13 protein-coding genes are annotated in these 15023 nt (G+C 50.6%); 11 read left to right on the forward strand and 2 right to left on the reverse strand.

From position 1 onward, the window contains the following. Positions 1-179 precede the first annotated feature (179 nt). Positions 180-3305, forward strand: coding sequence for an efflux RND transporter permease subunit (locus BTA51_RS05890; RefSeq protein ID WP_246840935.1), 3126 nt, complete (start codon positions 180-182; stop codon positions 3303-3305). Positions 3306-3385: 80 nt separating this feature from the next. On the opposite strand, the gene BTA51_RS05895 is transcribed toward BTA51_RS05890, so the two are convergent. Continuing rightward, entirely contained in the window at positions 3386-3997 is a 612-nt protein-coding gene (locus BTA51_RS05895; protein WP_141215550.1) for a GDSL-type esterase/lipase family protein, read from the reverse strand. A gap of 330 nt (positions 3998-4327) precedes the next feature. On the opposite strand from BTA51_RS05895, the gene BTA51_RS05900 reads away from it, so the two are divergent. From BTA51_RS05900 to BTA51_RS05945, 10 genes are all read left to right on the forward strand, one after another. After that, the gene (locus tag BTA51_RS05900) at positions 4328-5308 is read left to right on the forward strand and encodes a TRAP transporter substrate-binding protein (protein WP_094706483.1); all 981 of its coding nucleotides are present in this window, start codon (positions 4328-4330) and stop codon (positions 5306-5308) included. Between the two features lie 128 nt (positions 5309-5436). Then, a complete protein-coding gene (locus BTA51_RS05905; RefSeq protein ID WP_094706484.1) occupies positions 5437-6033 on the forward strand; it encodes a TRAP transporter small permease in 597 nt (198 codons plus the stop codon). Continuing rightward, positions 6030-7430 (forward strand): TRAP transporter large permease, encoded by a 1401-nt coding sequence (locus BTA51_RS05910; protein ID WP_094706485.1) that lies wholly within the window; start codon positions 6030-6032, stop codon positions 7428-7430. The genes BTA51_RS05905 and BTA51_RS05910 overlap by 4 nt, the downstream gene beginning before the upstream one ends. Before the next feature lie 302 nt (positions 7431-7732). Beyond that, positions 7733-8215 (forward strand): peptidylprolyl isomerase, encoded by a 483-nt coding sequence (locus BTA51_RS05915; protein ID WP_094706486.1) that lies wholly within the window; start codon positions 7733-7735, stop codon positions 8213-8215. Positions 8216-8241: 26 nt separating this feature from the next. Beyond that, positions 8242-8961 carry a DUF1499 domain-containing protein gene (locus BTA51_RS05920; protein ID WP_094706487.1) on the forward strand — a complete coding sequence of 240 codons (720 nt, stop codon included), beginning with the start codon at positions 8242-8244 and terminating at the stop codon, positions 8959-8961. A gap of 187 nt (positions 8962-9148) precedes the next feature. Beyond that, positions 9149-10075, forward strand: a complete 927-nt coding sequence (locus BTA51_RS05925; RefSeq protein ID WP_094706488.1) for an MBL fold metallo-hydrolase — start codon at positions 9149-9151, stop codon at positions 10073-10075. 57 nt (positions 10076-10132) lie between these two features. Beyond that, positions 10133-10969 carry a LysR family transcriptional regulator gene (locus BTA51_RS05930; protein WP_094706489.1) on the forward strand — a complete coding sequence of 279 codons (837 nt, stop codon included), beginning with the start codon at positions 10133-10135 and terminating at the stop codon, positions 10967-10969. A 119-nt stretch (positions 10970-11088) separates the two neighbouring features. Beyond that, complete coding sequence (locus BTA51_RS05935) at positions 11089-11727, forward strand: sigma-70 family RNA polymerase sigma factor (RefSeq protein ID WP_210404771.1); 639 nt, start codon at positions 11089-11091, stop codon at positions 11725-11727. A gap of 2 nt (positions 11728-11729) precedes the next feature. Continuing rightward, a complete protein-coding gene (locus BTA51_RS05940; protein ID WP_094706490.1) occupies positions 11730-12395 on the forward strand; it encodes a ChrR family anti-sigma-E factor in 666 nt (221 codons plus the stop codon). Between the two features lie 257 nt (positions 12396-12652). Continuing rightward, positions 12653-13954, forward strand: coding sequence for an NAD(P)/FAD-dependent oxidoreductase (locus BTA51_RS05945; protein ID WP_094706491.1), 1302 nt, complete (start codon positions 12653-12655; stop codon positions 13952-13954). Positions 13955-14111: 157 nt separating this feature from the next. Here the strand turns inward: BTA51_RS05945 and BTA51_RS05950 are convergent, their stop codons facing one another. Next, positions 14112-15005 (reverse strand): DUF2167 domain-containing protein, encoded by an 894-nt coding sequence (locus BTA51_RS05950; RefSeq protein ID WP_094706492.1) that lies wholly within the window; start codon positions 15003-15005, stop codon positions 14112-14114. Positions 15006-15023 lie beyond the last annotated feature (18 nt).

Here is a 15023-nt window from a genome sequence, read left to right on the forward strand (position 1 = left end):
GAGTCTGTAAGACGTGTGTGGCCTTGGTGCGTATGGGATTGATCGCTCTGCGCACCATCTTTTTCTCTGATGTTCCACCCACTTTAGACTCCGCCATCCTCCGGATTCATCAAAATTCACACACGTGATTTTCTCACGTCACCAACCAATGATTATCAGTCACACAGGAGAGTCACGGGATGCGTTTGCCCGAACTTGCAATTCGTAATCATGCTTTTTCCTGGGTCGCAGCTTTGCTGCTGATCGGTTTGGGTGTGGTGTCATTTATCACAATGCCGCGATCTGAGGATCCTCAATTCGATTTTCCGACAACACTGACCACTGTACTTTACCCGGGCACCAACCCTGTGGACATGGAACGGCTGGTGGTTGACCCGATAGAGGATGCCATCAACGAGTTGGAAGATCTTAAATCCGTCCAGACAGAAATTCAGGATGGCTTGGCCCTGGTTCGGGTGGAATTTCTCTATGGAAGCGATCCAGAAGACAAATACGAAGACGTCATTGGAGCGTTGCAGGGCATCCGTGGTGAATTGCCTCAGGACCTGAGCACTCTGACCACCCAGAAACTTTCCCCTACCGATGTGGTTATTATGCAGGTCGCCCTGACATCAGCGACTGCCACTTCCGAGGAATTCAAATATTACGCAGAACAACTTGAGACCCGTCTGGAACGGGTCAGTGGCGTCAAACGCGTTGATATCAAGGCAGTGCAGGATCTTGAAATCCAGGTTAAAGCTGACTGGGTCAGACTACAGCAACAGGGAATATCCCTGGATGAGCTTGCTGCCGCCGTCGGAAAGGCTGCGTCCAACCTGCCCGGTGGTTATGTCAATACAGACGATCGCCGCTTCAGCGTCCGCAGCAGTGGTGATTATAAGGACATCGATACATTGAGCCGCACCGTGGTTCGTGCCGTGGGAGATCATGTGGTCTATGTGGAAGATCTCGCGGACGTCCATCTCAATGACGCCACACCCACCTATAAAGCACGTTTTCAGGGCACGCCAGCTGTATTTCTTGCTGTCGTACAACGTAAGGGCAGCAATATTTTTGATATCACCAACGGCCTGAACCCCACTTTGGAGGACTTTAAGAAACGTCTTCCGGAATCTTTTGAATTGCAGATCGTGCATGATCAAAGCCATAGCGTGGAAGAACGCATTAACGGCTTTTTCAGTAATCTCTGGCAAGGGTTAATTCTGGTTGGGTTTGTGGTTTTAGTCGTACTCGGACTACGAGCCTCTCTGGTCATCGTGCTGGCTATTCCCTTTTCCATCGCTATAGGACTTGGCTGGGTGGATCTGACCGGATTCGGCCTTCAACAGATGTCGATTGTGGGACTGGTAATAGCTCTGGGTCTTCTTGTGGATAACGCCATTGTGGTGACCGAAAATGTCGAGCGTTACCTGCGTCTGGGACTATCGAGAGAAGAAGCCGCCATAAAAGGAACCCAGCAAGTAGGATGGGCGGTCGTCAGCGGAACCTTCACTACGGTTTTGGCATTTGTTCCTATCCTGTTAATGCAGAGCGGCTCCGGCACTTTCATCCGCTCCATGCCGGTCACCGTCACCCTGACACTGATTGCCTCTTTGTTGATTGCACTGAGTATCACCCCGCTTCTTGCCAGCCGATTCCTCAAACATGGGGCTTCGGCCAAGCAACCCGGCAAAGTTCTGGCGTGGGCGGAAGGATTTTCCGAAGGGCCCTATAGCCGGGCACTTCGCTGGTCCTTGCGGCACCCGGTGATCATTCTGATCATTGCGCTGATGGTGTTTGTTGGAAGTGTCAGCCTGTTTCCCAAGGTCGGCGTCAGTCTGTTTCCCAAGGCGGAAAAGTCCATGATTCTGGTGGATATTGAGACTCCCGAGGGCAGCACTTTCGGATTTACACAAAACGTGGCCCACAATCTCGAACAGGATCTCCTACAGCAGGACATGGTCCAGAGCATTGCCACCAACGTGGGCAAAAGCAATCCACGGGTGTATTACAACACCATGGATAGCAAGCAACAGCCGAACTACGCCCAATTGCTGGTGCAGCTGGAAGAACGACCTTATCCCGAAATCGAATCCTGGGTGACAAACCAACGCCAGCGTTTCCAGGAATTTGCAGATGCCACGATCCGCTTCAAGGAATTCAACCAGGGACCGCCTTTACGAGCCCCCATTACCATGAGAGTCGTGGGAGACAATATCGATGCGTTGCGCAAGGTCGCCCAGGACGTCGTGGACATCATTGAAAACACGGAAGGAACCGTGAACGTAGATACCCCGATCAGCCGGCATAAAGTGGATCTGCGGGTGAATATCCAGCGTGACAAAGCCGCTTTATATCAGGTCAGCCTGGATACCATCGACAGAACTATCCGCGGCGGATTGATTGGTCTGAACGTAGGTACACTGCGTGATGAGCAGGGTGAAGACTATCCGATCATGGTGACCACCCGGACTGGCTGGGAACCAGAATTGGAGCAGTTTGATCGTATGGTGGTTCCCAATATCAAGGGAGATCTTATCCCTTTGAAACAACTGGCAGACATTGAGTTGGAGACAGCTATTCCGAAGTTCCAACACTACAACCTGGAACGCATGGCAAGGGTTACTGCAGATGTACTCCCTGGTTATCAAACGGAAGTGGTGACCAACGCCATTGTTGAAAAGCTGGATAATTACCCCTGGCCCGAAGGCGTATCCTATGCCGTGGGCGGCGAACAGGAGAACCGCAAGGAATCGTTCGGCGGCATGGCCAAAGCCCTGATCATTGCTGTGGTTGGTATCTTCGCTGTATTGGTGATGCAGTTCCGTTCCTTCCGCCAGCCGATGGTGGTGTTCGCAGCACTGCCGTTTGCTTTGGTTGGGGCTATCCTGGCGCTGTTCCTGACAGGCAACACGTTTTCCTTCACCGCTTTCATTGGCTTAACCTCCCTGGTAGGTATCGTTGTGAATAACTCGATTATCCTGGTGGACTACGCCAACCAACTGCGGGAAGAAGGCATGAATGTCACAGACGCAATGGCTGAATCCGGCAAAACCCGATTACTGCCGATCATTCTGACCTCTTTAACGACGATTGGCGGTTTGCTACCACTGACTCTCACCGGCTCATCCATGTGGGCACCATTGGGCTGGGTCATCATTGGAGGACTGGCCGTCTCGACGCTGCTGACGTTGTTTGTGGTCCCCGTATTGTATCGCCTGTTCGAAGGCAAGGGAGATATCAGGACAGAAAACCAGGGAGAGAACCAAGAAGGGAACCAAGAAGGGAACCAAGAGGAAAACGGACAGCCCGCCGCTTCTTTTTGACCGAATGGTGATTGTGCCGGGGGTAGACTTACACAGTCTGCCCCCTCGCTATCGATGAAATTTCTTTTCTGGTAATAAGCTCAAAGAGCTCCCAAATTCACCAGCTTGGTATGGATCGCTTCAGCCATCTCCCTGTAACCCTCTTCATTAAAGTGAATAGGATCAGACTTCTTGGAAGAATCCTTCATCAGCTTCGCCACTACATCATTTTCGGCAGCCACATCCAATTCTTCCTCCAGCTCAAAATAGAATTCCGCGGTTCCAGGAATTAATCCAAATTCCGGTACGCCTACCAAAAGAATCTGCGCTCCTTGCTTCCGAATCATCCTGATCATTTCAGCCAGATTCGACTTGGCAGTCAGCTTACTTGCCCGTTTCAATATGTCATTACCCCCCAGTTCCAGGATCACCAGATCAGGCTGATACGTCTCTAATACCGCCGGCAATCTGCGTAAACCCTGATCTGTCGTTTCTCCAGGTACTCCACTGCGTATCACCTGTCGACCACTCAGTTTGGCCAGGACGGAAGGATAGCTGCTGTCCTCCGATACCCCCGTGCCATACGTCAGGCTATCGCCAAATGACACAATAATTCCCTGAGAGGGTACATGGGCCAGCTGTTTTGATTCTCCACACCCTGCCAGCACCAGCAAACAGAAAAGCTGAAACATCACAAAACTCAACGGTTTCAATTCAGACCACCTATCCAGACATCTTTCATTGAGTGTAAACCACTTGAACACTATTGCCGTAACAGATTACGGATCCTGAAATAAAGGTGTGGGAATCCGCCTATTCAAAAATTACAGATGGGTGGAATTCCACACACAGAGACTTTTCGAGCATCGAACAAAAAACATAACTCGTTGTTTTAACTTATATAATTATAAATAAAAAAGTTGGCCCAGGGGTTGCTATCCATGTATCAGGTCGCTCACGGTCGGGTGAATTTCCAGGCTTGAGGTGATTTAAACAAAAAAATTTTGGCATGAATACAACAACAATGACGAGAGGAAAATCCTATGCGTTTTAAAAGTCTCATCATGGCCGCTATCGGCACCTGTCTTTCTCTTTCTGCAATGGCAGCACCTGTCACCATCAAATTCTCCCACGTCGTGGCTGAAAACACTCCCAAAGGACAAATGGCGATCAAGTTCAAGGAATTGGTGGAATCTCGCCTGCCCGGCAAGGTAGAGGTTAAAGTCTTCCCGAATTCACAATTGTTCGGCGATGACAACGTACTGGAAGCCATGCTTCTGGGCGACGTACAAATGGCTGCGCCTTCGTTGTCCAAATTTGATAATTACACCAAAAAGCTGCAGATTTTCGATCTGCCATTCCTGTTCAAAGACATGGGCTCAGTTGAGCGCTTCCAGAACAGTGCATCCGGCCAAAAGCTGCTGGGCTCTCTGGAGAAGAAAGGCCTGGTCGGTCTGGGCTACCTGCACAATGGTTTGAAGCAGCTGTCTGCCAACAGCCCGATTGCCAGTCCATCAGACATCGCCGGGAAAAAATTCCGTATCCAGACTTCCGACGTTCTGGCAGCCCAGTTTGAAGCAGTCAAAGCGGTTCCTGTAAAGAAACCTTTCTCTGAAGTCTTCACTTTGCTGCAGACCAAAGCCATCGACGGTCAGGAAAATACCTGGTCCAACATCTACTCGAAAAAATTCTTCGAAGTTCAGGACTACATCACTGAGTCCAACCACGGTTTGCTGGACTACCTGGTAGTGACTTCCAAGGAATTCTGGATGGGTCTGGATGATGACACCCGCAAAGTTATCAAATCCAGCCTGGACGAAGCCATTGCCCACGGCAACAAAATCGCCGCGCAAAAAGCAGATAGCGATAAACAAGCCATCATCGCCTCCGGTCGTACCAAAGTTTCCCAACTGAGCGATGCCGAAAGACAAGCCTGGGTGAAAGCCATGAAACCGGTTTGGAAAAAGTTTGAAAGCGAAATCGGGGCAGACATGATTGAAGCGGCTGAAGCCTCAAATCAATAAGTCGACATGGAATTGCCTGCACTGAGATGTCGGTCAGGCAACGAGTGAAACGGTGGCAGGGCTCACTACCCTGCCACATTCCAATAACCGGATAGATTCCGAAAACCACACTAGCCTGGGTTCCAATAATGACAAAACAGGGTCTCATTACGCTGGGTCGTGTCATCAATCGCCTCGAGGAGAGCATACTCTGCATTCTGCTCGTGGCCATGACTTTGCTGGTATTTTTTGAAACGTTACTACGCTTTGGCTTTAACACCGGTCTGCTCTGGGCAGAAGAAGCCACTCTTTATCTTGGTGCCTGGATGGTTCTGTTCGGGGCTTCTTACGGTGTTAAGGTAAATGCCCACATTGGCGTGGACGCTTTCGTAAAACTGCTGCCTGACGGCCCTCGTCGCGGAGCCGGCTTTATTGCCGTTCTGGGTTGCCTGGTCTACTGCGGCATATTCATATACGGCGCATGGGTCTACCTGACAAAAATGCATCTCATCGGCATTGAACTGAATGACATCCCCCTAGAGAAGTGGATCGCCCAAAGTATTCTGCTGATTGGCTTTGTGCTGTTAGGGATCAGATTTTTGCAACTGCTGTGGAAAATCATCAAGAACGAATCCAAAGGCTTTGAGTTTGTCGACGAAGCCCAGGAGAGCATGCATCTGGCGGATGAGCTGAAAGAAGATTCGTCTTCCAACGCTCAAGCACCCACTTCAGGAGATCGTTCATGACCACGGCCGTCCTTTTCTTACTCCTTTTGATATGCATGCTGCTGGGCATGCCGATCGCCATTGCACTGGGCCTTTCCAGCGTCGTGACGATTCTGTTCTTTTCCAGTGACTCGCTGGCATCCATCGCCCTGAAGCTGTTTGAAGCCACCTCCGGCCACTACACCCTGCTGGCGATACCATTCTTTATCCTGTCCTCAGCCTTCTTATCTACCGGAGGTGTGGCCAGGCGTCTGATCGATTTTGCGGTGAACAGTGTCGGACACATCCGTGGAGGATTGGCAATGGCGTCAGTCCTGGCCTGTATGCTGTTCGCAGCGGTTTCCGGATCATCTCCAGCCACCGTTGCCGCGATCGGAACCATCGTAATTGCCGGTATGGTCCGGGCAGGTTATCCACAAAGTTTCGCCGCCGGGGTTATTGCCAATGCGGGCACGCTGGGGATTCTGATTCCACCGTCCATCGTCATGTTGGTTTATGCTGCCGCTACGGAAGTCTCCGCCGCCAGAATGTTTATGGCCGGTCTGATTCCCGGAATCATGATGGGTGGCATTCTGATGCTGGCCATCTATATCGTGGCACGGGTAAAGAAGCTTCCTGCCCAACCGTTTCCTGGAATAAAGCCACTGCTGAAATCAGCGATCATTGCCCTGGGTGGCCTAATGCTGATCGTGATCGTTCTGGGCTCCATCTATGGAGGCATTGCCAGCCCCACAGAAGCTGCAGCAGTTGCAGCGGTGTATGCCTTCCTCGTAGCCGTCATCGGTTACCGGGATATCGGACCGCTGAAAGGTATTCCATGGCGTAAAGAAGGCGAAGGCATTGGCGCAGCGACAGCACGCAACACCGTTCAAATCCTGGCAGCCATTCCCAAGTCTTTCATTAACAAGGAAGTCAACCATGTGGTATTGGACGCTGCCAAAGTCAGCCTCATGCTGCTGTTTATCATTGCCAACGCCATGTTGTTTGCTCATGTACTGACCACCGAGCGCATTCCGCATGCCATTGCAGAAACCATTGTCCACTGGGGACTCCCGGCCTGGGGCTTCCTGATTGTGGTGAACCTGTTGTTGCTGGCAGCCGGAAACTTCATGGAGCCATCTGCCATTCTGTTGATCATGGCACCGATTCTGTTTCCGATCGCAACCCAACTGGGCATCGACCCGATTCACCTGGGTATCATTATGGTGGTTAACATGGAAATCGGAATGCTGACACCACCGGTGGGGCTCAACCTGTTTGTGACGGCGGGCATCACCAATCGATCCATCGGCTGGGTAATCAAAGCGGTACTGCCATGGATGATGCTGTTGCTGCTGTTCCTGATCATGATTACCTACATTCCGAAGATATCTCTGTTCCTGCCTGAGTTGATTGATCAACTACAGGGCTATAAATGATATCTCTCCCATAGCAACGCACCCTCGCCTTACCGCTGTATTGTTATAGCATTTTAAGGTGACTTCGGGGCAGGCTTCCCAGCTGCCCCTTTTTTACTTGTCTTTTTGATCTCATCCCTTGAGATACGGTTTTAACCTCTCTAGACTGGGCCTTATGGCTAATCGTTCCTCCAATGTTGTCGCTCCGAGTGTTCCAACCCTGGTCCGATTAATCTGATGATCATCATTGCCTCAACCTTCGGGCCAGAGGCGTCAAGTTACACGCACCACATGATACGTGCACAATAATTAAGGTGACATTTATGTCCGATTCCCAAGCCCGGGTAGTAAGTATTCACTACACTCTGACTAACGACCAGGGCGACGTCCTGGACAGCTCCATCGGCGGCGATCCATTGAACTATCTGGAAGGCGCCCAGAACATCATTCCCGGTTTGGAGAACGCACTGAAGCCACTGGCCCAGGGCGATAAAACCAAAGTTTCTGTTGAGCCAGAAGAAGCTTATGGCGAACACTCTCCTGAACTGGTCCAGGAAGTACCATTGGAAGCATTCCAGGGCGTAGAGAAAGTGGAAGCCGGTATGCAGTTTCACGCACAGACCGAATCAGGTCCACGAGTGATTGTCGTGAAAGAAGTTTCTGAAGGAACCGCCACTATTGATGCAAACCATCCTCTGGCGGGTCAAACCCTGCACTTCGAAGTAGAAGTGATGGAAATCCGTGACGCGACTTCAGAAGAACTTGAGCATGGCCACGTGCACGGCCCCGGTGGGCATCAGCACTAATTAGCCTTTCTGGTGCATTTGCCACCATGGAACGGCCTGGCACAACAGGAAATACCCTCCTCTATATCACAATTGGGAGCTATGCAGTCATTGCACTCTCAATTGTGCTGATTCGAGAGCATATTCTGTATTTTCGCATTGGCTTTGTGCTCCTGCTATTGGGAGCACTGGTCAGTGTGATTACATCAGTCATGTCACTGCGCCGCCTGCTTAACGGTCGTTGTCGAACAAATGGCAGCACTGGGTTAAATGGCCTCAACCTGATTCTCGGCATAGGTCCTTTTGCGGTTCTTCTGACGAAAATTATTGCCGCCAGCCAATATCCGGTGATGCACGACATCACAACAGATACCACCAACCCACCGCCATTATCTGCGGCGTTATTGCTAAGAGATGCCACGGACCATACCACGACTTACAATCCCGCACTGATCGACATGCAGTCACAGTCTTATCCTGGGATCAAGCCATTAATCAGTCCGCTACCCGCCACAGCTCTTGCCAGAAATATACGGCACTATATGCAGGAACATGGCTGGGAAATTGTTTCGTCAGATGATGACAATCATCTGATCGAAGCGGTCGTCACGACACCGTTGTTTAAATTCAAAGACGATATCGTGGTTCGGCTGACTCCGGAGGACAACAGCACCCGGGTGGACGTCCGCTCTGCATCGCGGGTCGGAAAGAGCGATCTGGGTACTAATGCGGCAAGAATTGAAGCGTTATTATCCTCACTACACTGATCAATTTATTTCATCGCCATCGTTTCACTCCAAGCTGGGCTTCACTTTATAGCCAAAACTCACCTCGCCGCAGTACTCACCCAATCCATAAATAAATTATTGAATAAAGACACAAATACTATATTTTATTTATAAATATAGTGACCTTATTCTGGTCTCTCCATGACTTAGCGACCAGGAACCTACTATGACACTATTCCGCCTGACACTATTCCGCCTGACACTCTGGCTATTAGCTCTTTGTCTGCTGTGTGCAGAGAACATATGGGCGGCAGGGAATAACGCTCCTGTCAGATTCAGCTATATCGAAACCAGTCAGTCCAAAGGAGCCCAGGAGGCGATGGTGGTCAAGGGAGGCAGTTGGTGGAGTAGACGCCACTTAACCCACGGCGCTGTCCTCATCGAACACCCACAGGGCACCCTGCTTTATGACACCGGCCTGGGGACCAAAGTGGATGAACAATACGCAGTGAATTCATGGCTGACCAAACAACTGTTTGCCTATACCCAGCCGCATCCTGTTGTCACTCAGTTACAGGAAAACCATTATCCCGTGGAGAACATCGATGCCATTATTCCGTCCCACCTGCATTGGGACCATGCCAGCGGGTTAGTGGATTTTCCCGGAACTCCTGTCTGGGTTCAGCAGCGGGAGCTTGAGGCTGCTAGAGCGGGAGAAAAGCCTTCATTCCTTGACTCTCAATTATCTTCAGACACCATTAACTGGCACTTCATTGAATTGACGAACACCCCCTTTCTCGGTTTTTCCAACAGCCTGGACATTTATGGCGACGGCAGCGTGGTTTTAGTTAATCTTTCCGGACACACCGCCGCGCAGGTGGGTCTATATCTCAAGCTATCCGAAGATCGTCAGTATCTGTTCATCGGTGATACAACATGGACTTTGGAGGGCGTGATCAATAACAAACCGCGACCCGGCATGCTCAAGCTGGTGGTGGATCTTGAAGATAATCAAACGCTGGCAGAAGAGCGGATTGCACAAGTCCACAAGCTCTATGAGAGCCGTCCGCAACTTGCGATTGTGCCAGCACATGACGAGCGGGTTGCGGCAACGCTTCCCCATTTCCCGGTGTTCAGCTCAACCATGAATTAAACTCACTTAGCCCTTTTAACTTTCTTAACCCTCTTAACTAACTTTGCCGGAAATACTATGGACCTGAGATCACTTCGCTATTACGTTGCCGCCGTCGAGCAAAGCAGTATTACCGCAGCTGCTGAGCAGTGTCATGTGGCTCAGCCCTCCATCTCCCTGGCAATCAACAAGCTCGAGGAAGAACTGGAGACCACACTCCTGCAAAGAGGAAAAAAAGGAGTTCAACCAACTCCAGCAGGGCGTGAGCTATATCTGAAAGCCCAGAGGCTCCTCGCAGAAAGCGAAGGGATTGTTCGCTACTTCCGGCAGAAACAACCCCTGAGCATTCTCACCCTTCAGATGGATATCACGCTGAGCCTTCCCCGAGTCCGTTTTCTGCTTGGCCGTCTAAGTCAACTCCGAAATGACTATCAACTTGAGATCACCCGAAGCCGGCCTGATGCGGATATTCGAATTACCCGCCAGGATGATCTTCCTGAAAACTTCCATTTTTGCCCACTGTGGGAGGATGAGTACTGCCTACTGCTGCCACTGGATCATCCTCTCGCCACCAAGGAATCTATCGAGATACATGAATTGCAGCATCTGCCGATTATCGAACGAACCTTTTGTGAGCGCTCACAATTGTGGGAAGAATTTATCTCCAGCTACCAACTTAATCCGCACATCACCGCTCAGACAGATTCTGAAGAATGGGCTCTGGCACTGGTAGAGTCGGGCCTTGGCGCTTGTATTGCCCCAGCGCCAGACTCTCCGGGAGAACGCCAGATCAATATCCGCCCACTATCCACCATACTGGGTTTACCCAGAGTCACCCGCACTCTGGGAATCGCCTGGAACCCGATAGTCTCCCCTTCCATTCAAGAGTTCTTCGGTGAGTGGCGTCATTTATAAATCCCGGGACACTTCCATCTGAGAATTCGCCCCTTTTATCGCAAAAACAATCATCCGCTTAGGTGAAGCCAGCGTATAAACGATCATTCATTGCTGGCGACTAACAGGAACTGTAGGCTATGGTTAAAACGAATAACGTCGTTGTTCTACCACTGAGCCGAACTATGGATTCTCATCCCAAGGCACACCAGACTGCTGAAGACGCTGCCAAAGTCGATCATCTGGCCCCGCTGATTGAAGCAGTCGCCCAAAGACAGGACCGGGCGGCATTCCGTCGTCTATTTCAGGATTTCGGCCCTAAGATCAAGTCGTATGCGATCAAACAGGGAATGCTGGAATATGCCGAAGAACTGGTACAGGAGGTTATGGTTAATATCTGGCGTCGAGCACGTCAATTTGACCGCAGCAAGGCCAGCGCCTCCACCTGGTTGTTCGCCATTACACGCAATGCGCGTATCGATATGCTGCGCAAGCTGAACCGGGTCTCCGGTGAAGTCCACGTGGAAAATGACTTCCTGTGGTCACTACCCGGCGAAGACGAGCCCACTTCAGCCTTTCAGCATGCGGTATACAGCAAGCTTTTACGAGAATCGCTGGATGAATTACCCATTGACCAGCGAGACGTCATTGCCAAGGTATATCTGGAAGATAAATCTCATCAGAGAGTGGCCAATGAACTTGAACTGCCCCTTGGTACAGTAAAAAGTAGAGTGCGTCTTGCACTCCAGAAACTGAAAGTGATTTTGCAGGAAGTATAAGTATGGTTCAGCATCACCCCAGTGATGACACTCTGGTTGAGTATGCCGCCGGGAATATCAAGTCTCACTTGGCGTTATGCGTCTCGGTTCACCTACAGCACTGCCCACAATGCCGGACCCAGGTCCAAAAGCTCAGCACACTGGGTGGCGCGCTGCTGGAAACACTACCTTGTGAAGCTATCGATGATGCCATTTTCGACCGTATTCTCGAACGGGTCGATTTGGTACATCCGGAACCGGCCGTCAAAGAAGATGCCAACCCTTTAGGGGCCTGGTTGCCGGATGGTCTGGCAGATCTCTCCTGGCGCAAACAGTGGTTCAAGCTCTACGAATATGTATTGGAAGTTCCCAAGCAGGGTCGCTGGCGGCTGGCACTGCAAAAAATATCCGCTGGCGGTATTGCCCCCGTTCATGGACATTACGGCCGTGAAGTCACAGTTGTACTACAAGGCGGATTTTCCGACGAAATGGGCGTCTATGATGTCGGTGATTTTGTGATTCGCGACGGTAACCATAATCACCGCCCCCGAGCCCTGGAAAACACGGACTGCATTTGCCTGGCCTATATGGAGGCTCCAGTACGCCTGACAGGCCCCGTGGGGCGCTGGCTGGAAAGATTCAGAGATATGTTCCTCAGCCAGGAAGACCTGGCTTCTCAATCAACCTGAGACTTGTCTAACACCTAAAGTTTTATCTACTTGAGTTCGCAACACACCAACAGGCGGATCACCCATCCGCCTTTTCTGCAAAAGTTCATGCGAAATTCTGATAAAGATTCCTTATAATCGTCCACTCGCAACTTCATTTTATAAAGTTTACTAACATTTTGGTGCTGACCAATCTCCAGACGTCACTTGGGTAACTTACTCCTAAACCAGTATCAAAACGTTAGAAAACTTAAAACTTGGAGGCGTTAGTAGCACTAATGAGCATACCTAAAATTGTCGTCGTCGGAGGCGGCGCTGGAGGACTGGAATTAGCCACCCGTCTGGGAAGTAAGCTAGGAAAAAAGGCGAAAGCCGAAATACATCTGGTGGATACCAACCCGACTCACCTCTGGAAACCATTGTTGCATGAGGTGGCCACGGGTTCCCTTGATTCCGGAATTGATGAAGTCAGTTACCGGGCTCATGCCTATTACCACCATTTCAATTTCCATTTGGGCAGCATGAGTAACCTGAATCAAACGGACCGGATTATTACACTGGCTCCCACGATGGATGGAGAAGGACGGCAGGTTCAACCGGAACGCACCCTGAAATATGATTACCTTGTACTGGCCGTAGGAAGTAAAACCAACGATTTCGGAACACCGGGAGCAGCAGAGTACTGCGCTTTTCTCGATAGCCGGAAACAGGCAGACCGCTTCCATCGACAGCTTCTGGATACCTACCTCAGACTCAGTAACGATGCAGAGGAAGGCAAACCTGTGGTGCTGAAAATCGGTATCGTGGGCGCAGGTGCCACCGGCGTTGAGCTGGCCGCAGAACTTCACAATACCACCGCCTTGCTACGTGCCTATGGGCTCAAACTGGGAGCGGACAATCTGCAGGTGACCATTATTGAAGCGGGTCCTCGCGTGTTGCCAGCGCTGCCGGAGCGAATCTCCAATTCTGTTGTGGAAGAACTGGGTAAGCTGAACATTTCGATCCGTACCAATACCAAGGTCACCCGAGTCACCGATAAAGGATTTGAAACAGCGGATGGCGAACTGATTGAAGCCGACACCCGGGTGTGGGCGGCAGGCGTAAAGGCTCCGGAGTTTCTCGGGACGATAGAAGGACTGGCCACTACTCGGAACAATCAGGTCGAAGTTAAACCCACTCTGCAATCAACCTCAGATGATCGCATATTTGCTATCGGTGATTGCGCCAGCTGTCCGCAGCCGGATGGTTCACGGGTTCCACCACGGGCCCAGTCTGCGCATCAGATGGCAAGCCATGTGTACAAGAATCTGTTAAACCTGTTCAACCAGCAACCATTGAAAGGGTATATCTACAAAGATCATGGTTCTCTGGTGTCTCTCAGCCGCTATTCAACGGTTGGCAACCTAATGGGTAATCTCACCGGCAAATCGATGATGATTGAAGGTAAAGTGGCGAGAGTGGTTTATATATCACTATATCGATTGCACCAGATTGCCCTGCACGGCTACATCCGGACCCTGCTGATCATGTTTTCAGCCAGGATTAATCGGATTATCCGCCCCCGTCTGAAGCTTCACTAGGGCTGAAATCGTCAGCTGTCAGGTATAGACAGCAATTCGATATGAAAATCGTCCTGGACAGATAAACAAAAGCCCCGAATTTCGGGGCTTTTTCTATTCGATTTCCCGTCCTGAAAAGCGTTGATCCTGATTTCAGAACAAGACAAAACGGCTTACATTATTTGCGTCTGAATAACTTGGCAATCCCGTAGAACCCGGCCACGATTACGAACCAGAACTTCTTCAACAGCAACAGCCCTGCCGCCAGCAGTCCGGTTTTGGCGAGTACTTTACCGGCAACCAGAGCTCCGATGCCGTAGGCGGCCACTTTATCGACATCCGGATTGAATTCGTCATAGCGATATCCGGGGTCAAAATGTGCCACCTGCATCACTGAATCCAGGCTACCTTCGATCTCCTGCAGCTGGCTCATGTCCGCAATAAAGTTCAGCGACAGAACGCCTTTGCGCCCCAGGACCCGAAGGTTGTAGTTGAGAGTATGGTCTGGATCGTTACCGAATTTCAGCTCCTTGGCCCAGTGAAGTTTATGCTGAGTAGCATCGTAATAAGGCTTGGCTGCCCAACCGACCAGCTCAATCGTCTCATAGCCCTGCTGTGTGCGGTATTCACTAGCTTCACGAGTATCTGCCTGCATGTCCTCCAGCAGATCATCATAATCAATATCCCTGGCATCGGAGTCGTCGACATAACCTTCTTCAGAGTACTCAATCAGAACCCCCCATGCCCCTGCATCCAGCGGCGAGTACTGGGCAGGAAAAATCATCCCCAAGTGAGTGTCATCAGGCGGATTACCCCAGGCTTCCACCAGGACACGCTCGGCGTCTTCAGGCGACAGATAGTAATACTCATCACCCAGGTTCAATGAAGCAACCTTATTGGGAAGGGTCACTGTGCCTGTCTGCTTATTAAGACTCGAAACAAATTCTGTAGCCCAGGCATAGTACTCGGCTTCTTCCTGGCTCATTTCCCCAGAGGATGGCTCATCAGCAAAAACCTGCAGGGTGATCACTGACAACAGGATAGACAGAAGAAGGGTGAAAAAACGATGCATTCGCATACTCCTTTAAAT

This window comes from Hahella sp. CCB-MM4, assembly GCF_002260525.1.
Lineage (GTDB): Bacteria > Pseudomonadota > Gammaproteobacteria > Pseudomonadales > Oleiphilaceae > Hahella.